This is a genomic window from Kordiimonas sp. (assembly GCF_048260245.1).
In the GTDB taxonomy this organism is placed as follows: domain Bacteria; phylum Pseudomonadota; class Alphaproteobacteria; order Sphingomonadales; family Kordiimonadaceae; genus Kordiimonas.
In genome coordinates, this window is the sequence record NZ_JBLXGZ010000007.1 from 26,622 (window position 1) to 40,842 (window position 14,221).

Consider the following 14,221-nt stretch of genomic DNA (forward strand, 5'->3'; position numbering starts at 1 on the left):
TGGGCCTAATTGTAAGAGCTATGTTGGATATTTATAAACAAAGCTATCATCCCGCCTTCCTCGATACCCGCGACACGTGGGTATTCGACCTCGACAACACGTTGTATCCGGAAAAGTGTAACCTGTTTGCACAGGTCGATAAAAAGATTGGCGAATATGTGCAGTCCCTTCTGGCTCTGCCGCCAGATGAAGCGCGTAAGGTGCAAAAGGGCTACCTGCTTGAGCATGGCACCACGCTCAAGGGGTTGATGGCAAATCATGACGTTAACCCCAGCCATTATCTGGACCATGTCCACGATATAGACTTTTCTCCCATTCCTCGCGATGAACACCTGCGCACGCTTTTGAGCGAACTCAAGGGCCGGAAAATCATTTTTACCAATGCCGACCTCACCTACGCGGAAAAAGTACTAGACCGGCTTGGTGTCGCGGATCAATTTGAAGATATTTTCGACATCCATGCCGCCAATCTTGAGCCTAAACCAAAGCGCGAGGTATATGACAGGTTTGTGCATAGATATGGCATAGATCCCAACCGCTCTGTCATGTTTGAAGATATGGTGCGCAACCTGAAACCGGCCCATGCGCTTGGCATGGCGACTGTATGGGTGAACACCGGCAGCGAGTGGGGCGAGGCAGGGCATGACGACAGTTTTGTGCATGCGGAAACCGACACTCTCACAAATTGGCTGCACGGTTTTTTAACCCGCTAGATAAGGAATTCTAGGGTAGATAGGCTCGAGGTGCGATTGACTTGAAACGTCTCGTCGCTATTGTTCTCGGGATTTTTATGCCTATTCCCCAACAGCAGGATTGCCGCCCATGTCTTATGCCGCGCTCGAGACCACCATCAACACAGCTTTTGATACCCGTGATCAGGTCAGCGCCAGCACCAAGGGAGAGGTCCGCGACGCAGTGGACAAAGCCCTAAACCTGCTGGATAGCGGCGTGCTACGTGTCGCATCCAAAGAAAGCGGTGCATGGGAGGTTCACCAGTGGCTCAAAAAAGCAGTGCTGCTGTCCTTCCGACTTAACGACATGGAAATGATCGCGGGCGGCCCAGGTGAGAGCACTCATTGGTGGGATAAGGTGCCCAGCAAATTCGAGGGCTGGACCTCCGGTAATTTCAAGGACGCAGGTTTCCGCGCAGTACCTGGTGCCATCGTGCGACGCTCCGCGCATATCGCCAAGGGTGCCGTGCTGATGCCCTCATTCGTAAACCTTGGCGCCTATGTTGGTGAAGGCACAATGGTCGACACTTGGGCGACCGTGGGCTCCTGCGCGCAAATTGGCAAAAATGTGCATATATCGGGCGGCACCGGCATTGGCGGCGTGCTTGAACCCCTGCAGGCTGGCCCCGTGATCATTGAAGACAACTGTTTCCTTGGCGCCCGCTCCGAGGTCGCTGAAGGTGTGGTGGTTGAAGAAGGTGCCGTCATCTCCATGGGTGTCTTCATCGGCGCATCAACAAAAATTGTCGACCGCACCACAGGCGAGATTTTCATGGGCCGCGTTCCAGCCTATAGTGTGGTGGTGCCTGGCACGCTGCCCGGTAAACCGATGGCGGACGGCGGCATGGGCCCCGGCCTCTCCTGCGCTGTGATTGTAAAACGCGTTGATGAACGGACTCGGTCCAAAACCTCGATCAACGACCTTTTGAGAGATTAGAGAATATGCTCACGCTCGATCCTGTTAGCCTGTCGCAACATCTGATCCGGCGTGAAAGCGTCACGCCAGACAATGGCGATTCGCTTGATTTTCTGGCGGGCGTGCTCACCACTCTCGGCTTCAAATGCCATAAGCTGGTATTCGAGGAAGAAGGTACCGACCCTGTACCCAACCTCTACGCTCGCTTCGGCAAAAAAGGACCAAATGTCTGCTTTGCGGGTCATACCGATGTGGTGCCTGTTGGCGCCGCCGACCAGTGGACAGTGGCTCCTTTTGCCGCTGAGGTACGGGATGGGCAGCTCTATGGTCGTGGCGCGGCGGATATGAAATCTGCCATCGCAGCTTTTGTCGCTGCGGCAGAGCGATTTTTGTCCGGGCGGACAAAAAAGCCCAAGGGGTCAATATCGTTTCTCATCACCGGCGACGAAGAAGGCATGGCCATAAACGGTACCCGCAAAGTGCTGGATTGGCTGACCGAACGCGGTGAAAAAATCCATATGTGTATTGTGGGGGAGCCGACGAACCCGACAGAGATGGGACAAATGATCAAGATCGGCCGACGTGGCAGTCTGCACGGAGTGATCAAGGTTAAGGGTGCGCAAGGCCATGTCGCCTACCCGCATCTTGCACGAAACCCGATCCCGGACCTTGTAAAACTACTAGCCAGCCTCGATGGCCCTCTCGACGCCGGGAATGCGCAGTTTCAGCCATCCAACCTCGAAATTATCAATGTCGATGTGGGCAACGAAAGCCATAATGTTATTCCAGCCGAAGCCAAAGCGCGTTTTAACGTGCGCTTCAACAACGAGTTTACACCCGAAAGCCTGAAGGCCGAGCTGGGCCGCCGCATGGACAGCGCGGGCGTTGCCTATGAGGTTGACTGGTGGCTGTCGGGTGACAGCTTCCTGACCCCAGAGGGTGACCTTTCGGATGCCTTGGGTGCAGCCGTTGAGAAACGCCTTGGGGTAAAGCCTGAGCTGTCGACCACGGGCGGCACCTCGGATGCACGATTCATCAAAAATATGTGTCCGGTGGTCGAATTTGGCCTGGTGGGCGCCACCATGCACAAGGTGGATGAACATGTCGCCGTTGCTGACATTCAGGCGCTTACGGACATATACACCGACGTGCTTGACCGCCTCCTCGGCTAGACAGGTACGCAACGCCCTACCTAAATTAATTCTAGTTTCGCGCGTACCGCGCTGCCTGTAGGGTTGCGAAAGGTTTGCAGCAGTTTGTGTGGCATACCGGGAGAATACGCCCCGCCGTCCCAACGGTTCTGCCCCAAGGGGACTCCCGATATGGTTGCACATGGACTCTGATGCAGGCCTGCTCCCCTGAGCGCTCTATTGCCCTACATGACGGGTGCTCAAACGGTAAAGGGGTCTGCGCCTCCCGCAGACCCCTTTTTTCTTGTGGCTCAAGTCACGCCCTAGTCTTCGCCGCGTAGGGCTGCAATGTTATCTTCCCAGTTGGCGCCGTCAAAATCGCCGATAATGAGAGTGTCCACAGTTGCCATATCAAGGCAATTGGTGTTGACCGACCAACCATCCGGGTGACTGCGCGGTACATAAAACGCCTTCACGCCGCACGTCTTGCAAAACAGATGTTTTGCCGTACCAGTGTTAAAGGTGTATTCGCTCAGATGGTCTGCACCCGCAGTAATGCGAAATTCGTCCCGCGCGGCGAAATAATGCACAAAGCCGGTCATGCGGCAAATACTGCAATTGCAGTTTTTCGCTTCAATATCAGCGGGGGCGTCTACCTCAAAGGCCACACGGCCACAGTGGCAGCTGCCTTTATGGGTTACAAAAAGCTGGGTCACAAATAAATCCACTACCTTAAAACCCGGAAGTTAGCCCAATCCGGCCGAATAATAAAGGTTACCGAGGGCGGGTAATGTGCATGACTGAATTAGCTTGTGACAATTGCCGCGCGCCAATAAGGCATGAGTTGTTGAAAGGGGATCGGCTGAGACATGAACGGCATATTCATCGGATCATTGACTATTAAGAAAGGGACGCCATGCTCAATATACATGCCCCGGATAACCACGACATGGCCCGAATTACCTGACTGTACAGCCATAATGATCGCACGTCCTTGAGCCAGAGTATTATATATTACAGTTGGGCCTGCTGGCGGCTGGATAGTCGAAATCGTCGCTCCAAATTGCGCTATTAACCACTGAATTTGCTGCAGGCCGCCGGTAACTACGCATTGGGGGTTGCCGAAACAACAAAATGCTGGGGGACGATTGTTAGCCATTGCGACCAATGCACATTGGGGAGGCGCATTTCCTCTCCTCCATATGATGATTTGTTGTGCTACAGCAACCCAACACCACACAGGTGTCTCCTGGCGTATATTCGGAATGCCCAAGTCTATAGGTGCGTACTGAGCTTCTACAGCTCCAGGCAGAAGTATTGATGCCAATACCCCTCCCAGCATTCTACGGCGGGTAATCATGCGCGGCCTCTGTTCGTTGTTAGAAAACGCCAACACAGAACAAGCTCTATAGTAGCATAAAAGTAACTTTTAGGATAGACGGAGAATCAGCTGACAGTGCCCCGCGCCTTTAGCGCAGCGGCAAGTGTACCGTCATCCAGATAGTCCAACTCGCCGCCCACTGGCACACCGTGTGCAAGGGCCGTGACCTTCACACCAAATTCAGCCAGCCGTTCCGCTAGATAGTGGCTGGTGGTCTGCCCGTCCACAGTGGCATTGAGCGCAAGGATAATCTCTTTAACTTCACCCGTGGCGGCGCGCGCAAGCAGCGGGGCGATGTTCAACTCGTCCGGTCCAACGCCGTCCAGCGCGGAAAGCGTACCGCCCAACACGTGGTATAGCCCGCGATAGGTCTCTGACCGGTCAAGCGCCCAGAGGTCAGCGACATCCTCAACCACACACACCGTCGTGCGGTCGCGGCGACCATCCTCACATACGTGGCAGGGGTCGGTTGTATCGATATTGCCGCACGTGCCACAGATGACGATTTTCTCGGCCACCTGTTCAAGCGCCCTGGCCAGCGGCACCATCACGCTGTCACGCTTTTTGAGAAGCTGCAGGGTTGAACGCCGGGCCGAGCGCGGGCCCAGTCCCGGCAACTTCGCCAACAGCTGGATAAGCGTATCAATTTCACTGCCGTGACTGCGGGGCATGGCCTAACCTTCCGTCCCTTGCTGCTGTTTCCTGAAGCGATTGGTGGCACCAACGCCGAGGAACAGCACAATAGCGACATAATAAAAGAAGGATACAATAGCGACCGAGAAAGCCCAGACGTCAAGCTGCAGGGTTTGCAGCGCCCTCATGAAACCCTGCCGTTCGGCATGGTCAAGAAACAACAGTGTCACCATGGCTGTGTTTAGCGCCGACCAAAGATGAGACGCCAGCAAACACATCAGGCCAAGTTTCCATTTTTCCGCCCCGATAAACTCTCGCCGGTTTTCTTCGGCAAACTTGACGCCTGTCATAATCGCGGAAATGATTAGGGTCACCACATTGCCCAAATGACCAAACCCTATACCGAGACCGAAGCTCACACCTGTCAGCGCCAAAAGCGCGCAGATATACCAGACGGAAAAAATGCCAAGGTATGACACAAGCCTCACCGGTGTTATCCCTGTCGCCGCTTCGCTCATATGCCCTGTCCCATTGTCATGATGTCCCCAGATGGGTGTCCAATAGCTTTTTGCGGAATTTCCGGTCGCGTTTCAAGTGCCACTCGCGGCTCATGGCCTCACCGCGGGTTTTAAATTCCTCTGTGTGCAGAATAACCCACATGCGGCCACGGGTAGATTTGGCCCCCCTGCCCGCATTATGCGCCGCAAGGCGCTTTTCCACGTCTGTTGTCCAGCCCACATAGGTGCGGGCTTTGTCGGCCGACACACTAACCAGCACATAAACGAAACACGGATAATGGAATTCACTCAGCGTCACGGTTCTTCACCGTTAGTTCATAGCAATAAGGCCCGGCATCATGTCGCCAATCAGTCGGCGCTCCGACGCTGTAGCCATACAATTCAGATGGGTCTTCGTCGTGGTCGGAAAGCGCAAACACCGCACACAGTTTGTAGGAAAGAGGGCTGGCAACCTGATAGGCATAAGCCTCACCCGTTACCGGGTCGGTCAGCAGCGCGCGTGGCCGCCCCGCAGTAGACAACTCGGCCAGTGATGCAGGTAGCACACCCCCATCCTTGTGATGCGCATTTATCATTCTGGAAAGTTGTCTGAGGTCGTTCACACGCCGCGCATCAAGTTTCACCAGTTTCATTTCACCTGGCGAGCGAATGAGCATGATACCCGCCACGACGACGGCTGCGGCGAAGAAAGTAACCGCAAACAGAAAAACCTTCCCAAAGCCATCAGCCTTCACCTGTTGGCTCCTGCGCTTCTGCCTGCCTAATGCTGCGGAAATAATAGGTCAGAACCGAGCCCGAAACAAACGCTACCACCATTACTTTCAGGAGGAAACGCGACGTCGCCATTCCGCCGAGGAAATGGTAAAGCACCGCCACAACATCACCAAGGGCCGTGAGCCCGGCGAAGAAAAGCGTGAGATAGGTAAGCCATTGCCGCGCGCCTGACATGGGTGCCGCCAAGCTGCCTTTCCCTCGTTTTTCCGCCTTGAAAGCCAGCACCAGATAGGCAGGCACAAACACAATGCTCCACGCTGTCCAATAGCGAATCTTGCCCTCAATATAATTTGAATTGCCGGGTTCGGCCACGTCATGGATAACGAGGTCAAGAATATTAAACGCAAGCATGATCACGCCCCAGCAGGCGAGGTAAAGCGCACCAAAAAGCGAGAGGTAAAACACCGTGTCCCGCGCATTGAGCGAGTAGTGCTTCGCTGGAACCGGTACGGGGAAATCGCTATCGTGATAGACAGCCAGTGCCTTGCTTATATCATCCACCTGCCAGCCGGCATCCTTGAGCACGGCTTTTATCTCACTGCGATTTTTGCCCGCCTCAAGTGCCTTGCCCACAAAATCCTGCAACGTGGTATTGGATGCCATGAATACCCCCTGAATTGGTGTCACCGACCGTAAGCACAACGCTCCCGCACGATCAAGGCATTCTGATGACTGTAGCGGTAGCCTTAAAACGGCATCTTAAAGCCGGGCGGCAGATCAAGCCCACCGGTGAGGTCTTTCATTCGGTCCTGTGTCGCCTCTGCCGCCTTGCCGCGCGCCTGTGCATGGGCTGCAATGATAAGATCTTCCACCACATCTTTTTCCTCACTTGAAAACAGGCTTGGGTCGATGTTCACCGCCTTCATGTCACCCTTGGCGTTCAACACCACCTTCACCATACCCGCACCGGCTGTGCCCTCAACCTCAACATGGTCAAGCTCGGCCTGCATATCTCCCATTTTGGACTGCATTTCCTGCGCTTTTTTCAGCATTTCAGAAAGGTTTTTCATATCAATTTTACTCCAGACCTAAAAATCAAATTCTGACGGGTCACCCATATCGTCATCGAAGGACACACCTTCAAGCGCATCATCAACAAGCGCAAGGTCTTCGTCCTCGGCGCGGCTATCCCGCACGTGGATAAGCTGTGCATCCGGGAAAGACGCTAAAAGCGCTTTCACAATGGGTTCCGCCAGTGCTTCGTCCTTGCGTTGTTTATCACGCGCAATTTCCTTGGTGCGGATAGTATCCTCACCCTCGGCTTCCCGTGTGATGGTGATCTGCCACTCCACGCCGGTCCACAGCTTGAGGCAGGATTTTACCCGCATCATGAAGTCAGGCGGTATCTGCCTGAGGGTGCGGATGGTAATAGCCCCAGGCTTATAATTTACCAGTCGCACATGGTCCTTCAGGATCACGGCCAAGGTGGGTTCCTTCTCGGCGTTAAAAAGCGCGACAAGCTTTTCAAAATCCGCCGGCATGGGGTAAAGCGCATGGTCACCGTTTTGCGCATCATCGTTCTTGAAGGCAAGAACCTGCGCGCTGTGTGATGCCGTCGGACCCTGCCCGCCTGATGTCTGCGGTGCCTGCTGAGTTGCCATGGCGTGCACGTTGCCGCTACCGCCTGCCGGTACCGGGCCTGTCGTCGGCGCACCCCCGCTGCCACCTGCCTGCACCTGTTTGACAAGGTCGGCGGGGCTGGGCAGGTTGGCCGCATAACACAGGCGGATCAGTACCATTTCGGCCGCAGCAATAGGGCTGGGGGCGGTTTTCACTTCACCAAGGCCTTTAAGCAGCATCTGCCACGCCCGCGTAAGATGCGGCATGCCAAGGCTTTCCGCCATCTGGCCACCTTGCGTTCGCTCGGCCTCTGACACCAGCGTATCGGTGCCGGTATCAGGCGTGACCTTGAGGCGCGTCAGCCAGTGGGTCACCTCAAGAAGGTCATTCAGCACCACCGCCGGGTCCGCGCCGGCGTCATACTGCCGCCTAAGGGTGCCAAGTGCCGTCGCCACGTCACCCTTCATGAGTTGTTCAAACAGGTCCAGCACCAGCGCGCGGTCCGCAAGGCCCAACATATCGCGCACTTGCCCTTCGGTCACCTCACCCGCACCGTGGGCAATGGCCTGATCAAGCAGCGACAAGCTATCCCGTACAGACCCCTCTGCCGCGCGGGCGATCAGCTTCAACGCACCATCTTCGGCCTTACAGCCTTCCTGCTCCACCAGTTTGGCAAGGTGGGCAATCAGCACATCGGCTTCCACCCGCTTGAGGTCAAAGCGTTGGCAGCGCGACAGGACCGTGACCGGCAGTTTCCTGATCTCGGTCGTCGCGAAGATGAACTTCACATGTTCTGGCGGTTCCTCGAGCGTCTTGAGAAGCGCATTGAAGGCGTTCTTCGACAGCATGTGCACTTCATCGATGATATAAATCTTGTAGCGCGCGGATACCGGCGCGTAACGCACACTTTCGATAATCTCGCGGATATCATCCACACCGGTACGCGAGGCGGCATCCATCTCAAGCACATCAACATGGCGGCTTTCCGCGATGGCTTTACAGTTATCACACGCGCCACACGGGTTGATGGACGGTCCATCATGTACAGTGCAATTAAGTGCCTTGGCAATGATACGCGCTGTGGTGGTTTTTCCCACACCGCGGACCCCTGTCAGCACAAAGGCATGCGCGAGGCGGCCGCTGTCGATCGCATTTGAAAGCGTGCGGACCATGGCTTCCTGGCCGATAAGGCTGTCGAAATCCGATGGACGATATTTGCGGGCGAGCACCCTGTAGTTTTGTGATTGTGCCTTGTCGCTCATGCGCGGTCCTGTTCCCCGTATCTGGTGAAAATCATGACTAGCAGGAATGGCCCCGTGGGGAAAGAGGTTCGACCTCTGAAAAACAGATCAGCGCCACAAAAAGGTTAGCTGTCGCCGTGCTTCGCGGACTGAGCAATAAATGAGCAATAAATGCGCAGAAAACTGGAAGGGTGGGAGGGCCTGCACGACCCATTCAAAACTCGTTACGGCTGCTTCCTTTCGGACCTGACCGGATTGGCGAGCGGAATGTCCGCCGGCTCTCCCGTCGGGGTATATGGCGATTTCTCGCCGCACTTGCAAGGGGAATATGTCCGCCCTAGCTTATGGCGCATAGATAATAGGGAGCTTGATGTGGCTTTAGCCAAGATAACAACAGCATTTTCCGGCAATCCGCTCGACCGTGCGGACCTGATGCGCGCGCATGAAGATATTCTCACAACTCAAGCCAGGCGCGATGATACCCGATTCGTTTTATTCGCAGGCGACCGTGTGTTGACCGACGAATTTGGCGATATCCTGTGGCTGACGCCTTCCAAGTGCCGTTTCCTGCCGCTTGGCACCACCATATTCCTGGGCCTCGATGATGCGGCACCGCGGTACGCGGCCAGTCTTTACGGGGACACACAGGAATTTGACGACATGTTCACGCCCGCCAAGTTCCGCGAAGCACGTGCTGTCGCAACCAAGCTGGGGCACGCACACCCGAGCCTTGGCATTATCGCACAGGCGAAATCCATGCTCTCGTGGCACCACAGCCACCGCTTCTGCGCCAAATGCGGCGCAGAGTCCGCGCTGGTCAAAGCCGGATACGAGCGCAGATGCCCGGCCTGTGACGCAAGTCATTTCCCGCGCACAGACCCGGTTGTCATCATGCTCGCCTTTCCTGAAGGGTCAAATGGGGAAAAAGCCTTGGTCGGCAGAGGTTATCAACTTCCTCCCGGTATTTATTCCGCGCTCGCAGGCTTCATGGAACCCGGCGAGACAATCGAGGAAGCCGTGGCCCGGGAGTTGATGGAGGAAGTAGGCCTTAAGGCAACCCGTGTAGAATATAAGGCTAGCCAGCCGTGGCCATGGCCCTCGACCCTGATGATCGGCTGTTTTGCCTGGGTTGACGGCGAAGAAATCACCATGGATAAAACCGAGATCGATGATGCCCGCTGGGTGACAAAGGATGAAGTTCGCCGCGCACTCAGGGGGGAAACACCCGATTTTTTCATGCCGCCCTTCATGGCGATCGCCCGCGATCTTATCGACGCGTGGTTGGCAGAAAATTAAATCACAGATCATGGCCCGCACGCCGCTTTAGACGGGAAAACTCAAGAACTCGACCTCAATAGCCTGAGTGAACATTCTACAAAAATGTAAAGTTTGCATAAAATTCGCTCAAAAGACTCCGGGACTGGGGCGTGATGTGGTATCTTTAACAGTTCATTAACCTTTGCATAAAAGTAAGGATTAGATGCAAGACCCGGACAGGTAATTGGAGGTGTCTATGAATATGTCAGAACCCCAGCAACGTATGCTCAGTCATTGGACGAAGCTATCCATGCGCAGGGGCGACCTCCCCTCCCGGGCGGACATGAAACTCAAGGATATTGGGCGTTATGCCTCGAAGATCATCATTATCGATGTCAAGGATGACCCAATTGACTATGAGTATCGCCTGATCGGGCAGGATGTGGCGGACGAACTCAACCGGGACTATACGGGCAGCCGCTTCTCAGACGTCCCCGGGAAAGGCCCAGGCAGCAGCTTCTGGGAACATGTCACCCGAACACGGGAAGAGGCAAAACCCAACTACTGGACTGAATTGTGTAGTATCGTCAAAGCCGGGGAAAAGGAAACAGGTATCCTTTACCTGCCCCTGGCATCAGATCATAAAACACCTGACAAAATCATGTTGGTCATGCATTTTGGCCGGTGTACAGCGCTGCCATACACCGACAGTTCAGCCTCCCAGTACCATATGTAAGCCGCCGCAATGGTGCGGATTACCTCAGTACACCGGAAAAGCCATCCATGGCTGACGCCATCTTGATGTCCAGCGCCGTAACGCCGTCGGCGTCGTGCGTGGTCATTTTCACGTCTACCTTATTGTAAACATTGAACCATTCCGGATGGTGGTCCATTTTCTCCGCCAGTAGTGCCGCGCGGTTCATGAACCCCCAGGCTTCGGAGAAATCTTTGAACCGAAAATTCTTTTTAATCGCCTTGGCATCCGCATCATAAACCCAGCCTTCAAGTGCTGCCAATGCTGCGTCGCGCTCATCTGCGGAGAGTTGTGTCGTTTCTGTATTCATGGGGTTCATCCCTCCTTTTGAATTGTGTCAAACCAATAGCTCATCCACAAGTTTTGGCACAAGCTCGCCCGCCCGTCCATGACAGCATTCGGCAAAATAGCTGACCCCTGTGCTAGGCTCCAGGTTCATGTCCACCATACGCACGTCTCCGGCATTTCGCACCTCGGCCACAAAGCCAGCCGCAGGGTAGACAGTGCCGCTGGTACTGAAGGAAATAAACAAATCACAGGCGTGCAGGCGATGTGCAATCTCATCCATGTAAAATGGCATTTCACCGAACCATACAATTATGGCCGGAGCGTGGGTGACATACCGTCGGTACGACATGGTAATTGTTAAGCGGTCTTGCCCCGTTTTATGCGACATGCGCGCCCACCGGCGCTTTTTCTGGCAGGCGGACTCACCATGGCCACACCCTCGAAATGCATTATGACAGTTAGCGCCTCGCTCAAAGCAGGTCCAGACCGTCTACTTATACGCCGCCCCTGACACTCAACGATAGAGTCCAGTCCCTCACCATGTATGGCCTCACTTGAAAAGTGTGATGGAATTCGTGGGACCGCGTGGCGCAGGTGTAGCTGCTGTTGTTTTTCGCTTCTTGCGATCACAGGCACAATGTAACCCTTTGTAATTAATTGATATAACCTGCGCATAAGAACGTGAATAGTTGACGTTTAGCTGTGGCATACGTTAGCGTGAGGCTGCATCAAAGACTGGTGTATCGTGCTTAAGGCGATATTTCGGGCCACAGCCGAAGTTTTGGGGAGAGTGATGTGCTGCCGTTATGCCAATTGTTGCACCAGACCACACCAGGTCAAGGCCATTGGCCACGCCCCCGCGCCCTCAGCACAGGTGACAACTCATGATGCTATTTTCCCATTTCACGCTGTTGATTTTGTCCGTCGCTCTTTTGCTAGTGGTTGCGATCATTGAGGTCGCGCGCAGCTCGCACCGGGACAAGCGTCGAAAATGGTTATTATGGCATCTTGTCGCCACGCTGGCTTTCTGCGTTTGTTCCCTTGCGGATGAAAGCATCTATACCCCCAGCGTGCGGATCTCTTATTATCTGGAATATCCTACTATTCTGGCCGCAGCGCTCCTGTACGGGGAGCTTTGTTACGCTGTTGCGGGGCTTGGCGGCACCAAACAGCTAAAAATATATAGGGCCGTTGTCTATAGCGTCTCTGCCATATGGTTCGCTGCGTTTTCATATGCCCTTTATACCAGCCTCGACTATACAGCCGCAATCTATGGCCAGCTTCTTGTCTTGCCGATCCTGCTGTTTTGCTGGCCACTGGTTATTTTTTCCCGCGAGCTGTTTAAAAGTGGCGTGCGCTTCTTGAGTCCAGCAACCTATGCAGCGGCCGCCCCCCCCATATCTGACGCCAACAAGGCGATGATCGGCTTCCTGATAACCACGTTTTTGCGCCTGCTCAGTTCTGCCGCGCCTGTTTTTGGCCGTATCCCTGGCATGCCAATGGAATTTGTGTATGGCTTTTTCTTCACCAATAACCTGCTGATCGTTGCAGGCATGGTGATCACCTTTCTGGCTTATATTGAAAAACGGGCAAACTTGGCTGCCCGTATCACCGGAGTGCTTTCTGTTGCGGTGTTGATGACATCGGTGTTTGTAACGCTTGCCTTTTTTGCAGATCGCCCGCCCATGCGAGGACAGGATATGGCCATGCTGCGTCAGGGCGGTGTCGAGATCACCCCGCTCGGGGACGGCTACCGTGCCACAAGCACAGCCGGTTTTGCACAACCTGAGAATCTGGTACGGCTCACCCATGAGGAAAAAAGGGCGGTTAATATTCAGCTCCCGTTTGAGTTTCCGTTCTTTGGGCGGTCGTACAGCCGCCTTGATATTTTCCCCGACGGGCAAATTTCCCCAACAAACAATAGTGATGCTGGGCATATTGGACTTTGGGAAGTTTTCTTTTGTCGGGACGGCGAGCCAGTCATCGCTGTTTTCTGCCTGTCCGCAGAGAAGCTGAATATCTATGTCGCCTCAACGCCTGATGTTCAGCAGATTGTCTGGATGTTACCGGAGGAAGACACAGGCAGCCAGGCTTCGCTGGCGTTTGGTGCCGCACTCCGGCCAGATGGGTCGATCACCCTGGCGTATGACGCTTTCCCTGTCACAGCGTCGCTCCGGCGTGCCAATGCCATCGGCATACTGGACGGCACCGTCTGGCCACCGAATTCACTCAGCCTTGCCGACATGCCCGTCGCCAGCACAGGTGGCTCATTGTGGTTTGATCTGGCGCTCGGGCGCCGTCTCGCCACGCATGACAAGCTCTATCCGCTCGCCATTATGCTCATTATAATCATTGCGCTTTTACTGGTTTTCCTTCGGCCTTATCTCAGCCATGTCATCGTCAAACCGCTTGACCGTATCCGGGCCGGGGTAAAGCAGGTTGATGAAGGTAATCTGGATCATAGGCTGGATGTGGGTATTGAAGACGAGGTGAGCGATATTGCCCACGGTTTCAATGCCATGTTGCAGTCGCTTGACCGCGCGCGCCAACGTGTGGACGAACAGACAGACCTGCTTGAGGCTGAAATCCAATACCGCACCATTGAAGCGGCAAAAAAGATCGACCCGGAAATTCTGTCAAAAGATCAGGTGTTTGAGCAGAAACTGAGGACCGCCATCGAAGAAAACCTTGGTGATTTTGATTTTCAGGTAACCGAGCTTGCTGAGGCCCTCGCCGTCAGCACCCGGCAATTGCACCGCCGGGTCGTGAACCTGACGGCACAAACACCCGCCGCGCTTATCCGCACCCTCAGGCTGGAGTATGGCCACAAAATCCTGAGCGCACGTGCCGCCAATGTGTCAGAAGCCGCGTATAAATGCGGGTTTAGGGATGTGAGCTATTTCACCAAACTGTTCACAAACCGGTATCGGAAATCCCCCTCAGAGCTTTTGAACGACATCCCGCAATAAGGGAAACCAATCCAAACCCGCTCATGAACCCTGACAAACCTGCCATATGAAACGATATTCCTGCCATGG

At 54.6% G+C, this 14,221-nt stretch carries 17 protein-coding genes and 1 other RNA gene; 6 read left to right on the top strand and 12 right to left on the bottom strand.

The genetic code is table 11. The annotated features are described in order from the left end of the window. Positions 1-23: 23 nt before the first annotated feature. The 3 genes from ACN0VM_RS05555 to dapE all read left to right on the top strand — a co-directional run bounded on the left by ACN0VM_RS05555 (position 24) and on the right by dapE (position 2,819). Positions 24-713 carry a pyrimidine 5'-nucleotidase gene (locus ACN0VM_RS05555; protein WP_417449862.1) on the top strand — a complete coding sequence of 230 codons (690 nt, stop codon included), beginning with the start codon at positions 24-26 and terminating at the stop codon, positions 711-713. Between the two features lie 109 nt (positions 714-822). After that, entirely contained in the window at positions 823-1,668 is an 846-nt protein-coding gene (dapD, locus tag ACN0VM_RS05560; RefSeq protein WP_417449863.1) for a 2,3,4,5-tetrahydropyridine-2,6-dicarboxylate N-succinyltransferase, read from the top strand. Positions 1,669-1,673: 5 nt separating this feature from the next. Further along, complete coding sequence (gene dapE / locus ACN0VM_RS05565; protein WP_417449864.1) at positions 1,674-2,819, top strand: succinyl-diaminopimelate desuccinylase; 1,146 nt, start codon at positions 1,674-1,676, stop codon at positions 2,817-2,819. 281 nt (positions 2,820-3,100) lie between these two features. On the opposite strand, the gene ACN0VM_RS05570 is transcribed toward dapE, so the two are convergent. From ACN0VM_RS05570 to ffs, 10 genes are all read right to left on the bottom strand, one after another. Beyond that, a complete protein-coding gene (locus ACN0VM_RS05570) occupies positions 3,101-3,493 on the bottom strand; it encodes a GFA family protein (RefSeq protein WP_417449865.1) in 393 nt (130 codons plus the stop codon). An 89-nt stretch (positions 3,494-3,582) separates the two neighbouring features. Continuing rightward, the gene (locus ACN0VM_RS05575) at positions 3,583-4,137 is read right to left on the bottom strand and encodes a papain-like cysteine protease family protein (protein ID WP_417449866.1); all 555 of its coding nucleotides are present in this window, start codon (positions 4,135-4,137) and stop codon (positions 3,583-3,585) included. 86 nt (positions 4,138-4,223) lie between these two features. Further along, entirely contained in the window at positions 4,224-4,829 is a 606-nt protein-coding gene (gene recR / locus ACN0VM_RS05580; RefSeq protein ID WP_417449867.1) for a recombination mediator RecR, read from the bottom strand. 3 nt (positions 4,830-4,832) lie between these two features. After that, a complete protein-coding gene (locus ACN0VM_RS05585) occupies positions 4,833-5,309 on the bottom strand; it encodes an ABZJ_00895 family protein (RefSeq protein ID WP_417449868.1) in 477 nt (158 codons plus the stop codon). A 16-nt stretch (positions 5,310-5,325) separates the two neighbouring features. Then, positions 5,326-5,607, bottom strand: coding sequence for a GIY-YIG nuclease family protein (locus tag ACN0VM_RS05590; protein ID WP_417449869.1), 282 nt, complete (start codon positions 5,605-5,607; stop codon positions 5,326-5,328). Then, positions 5,594-6,043, bottom strand: a complete 450-nt coding sequence (locus ACN0VM_RS05595) for a hypothetical protein (RefSeq protein WP_417449870.1) — start codon at positions 6,041-6,043, stop codon at positions 5,594-5,596. The genes ACN0VM_RS05590 and ACN0VM_RS05595 overlap by 14 nt, the downstream gene beginning before the upstream one ends. Beyond that, on the bottom strand, positions 6,033-6,686 hold the full coding sequence (locus ACN0VM_RS05600) for a DUF5671 domain-containing protein (protein ID WP_417449871.1): 654 nt from the start codon (positions 6,684-6,686) through the stop codon (positions 6,033-6,035). Before ACN0VM_RS05600 ends, ACN0VM_RS05595 begins: the two co-directional genes overlap by 11 nt. 83 nt (positions 6,687-6,769) lie before the next feature. Continuing rightward, entirely contained in the window at positions 6,770-7,093 is a 324-nt protein-coding gene (locus ACN0VM_RS05605; RefSeq protein ID WP_417449872.1) for a YbaB/EbfC family nucleoid-associated protein, read from the bottom strand. Positions 7,094-7,111: 18 nt separating this feature from the next. Next, a complete protein-coding gene (locus ACN0VM_RS05610) occupies positions 7,112-8,905 on the bottom strand; it encodes a DNA polymerase III subunit gamma/tau (RefSeq protein WP_417449873.1) in 1,794 nt (597 codons plus the stop codon). A 166-nt stretch (positions 8,906-9,071) separates the two neighbouring features. Then, an RNA gene (gene ffs, locus ACN0VM_RS05615) (signal recognition particle sRNA small type) lies at positions 9,072-9,172 on the bottom strand. 84 nt (positions 9,173-9,256) lie between these two features. Between ffs and nudC the strand changes: the two genes are divergently transcribed. Both nudC and ACN0VM_RS05625 read left to right on the top strand, forming a co-directional pair. Then, positions 9,257-10,180, top strand: coding sequence for an NAD(+) diphosphatase (gene nudC, locus ACN0VM_RS05620; RefSeq protein WP_417449874.1), 924 nt, complete (start codon positions 9,257-9,259; stop codon positions 10,178-10,180). Between the two features lie 217 nt (positions 10,181-10,397). Then, positions 10,398-10,877, top strand: a complete 480-nt coding sequence (locus ACN0VM_RS05625; protein WP_417449875.1) for a PAS domain-containing protein — start codon at positions 10,398-10,400, stop codon at positions 10,875-10,877. A gap of 19 nt (positions 10,878-10,896) precedes the next feature. On the opposite strand, the gene ACN0VM_RS05630 is transcribed toward ACN0VM_RS05625, so the two are convergent. Next, positions 10,897-11,205, bottom strand: a complete 309-nt coding sequence (locus ACN0VM_RS05630) for a 4a-hydroxytetrahydrobiopterin dehydratase (RefSeq protein ID WP_417449876.1) — start codon at positions 11,203-11,205, stop codon at positions 10,897-10,899. 27 nt (positions 11,206-11,232) lie between these two features. After that, positions 11,233-11,571 carry a hypothetical protein gene (locus ACN0VM_RS05635; RefSeq protein ID WP_417449877.1) on the bottom strand — a complete coding sequence of 113 codons (339 nt, stop codon included), beginning with the start codon at positions 11,569-11,571 and terminating at the stop codon, positions 11,233-11,235. 496 nt (positions 11,572-12,067) lie between these two features. On the opposite strand from ACN0VM_RS05635, the gene ACN0VM_RS05640 reads away from it, so the two are divergent. Beyond that, the gene (locus ACN0VM_RS05640; protein WP_417449878.1) at positions 12,068-14,152 is read left to right on the top strand and encodes a helix-turn-helix domain-containing protein; all 2,085 of its coding nucleotides are present in this window, start codon (positions 12,068-12,070) and stop codon (positions 14,150-14,152) included. Positions 14,153-14,221: the final 69 nt, after the last annotated feature.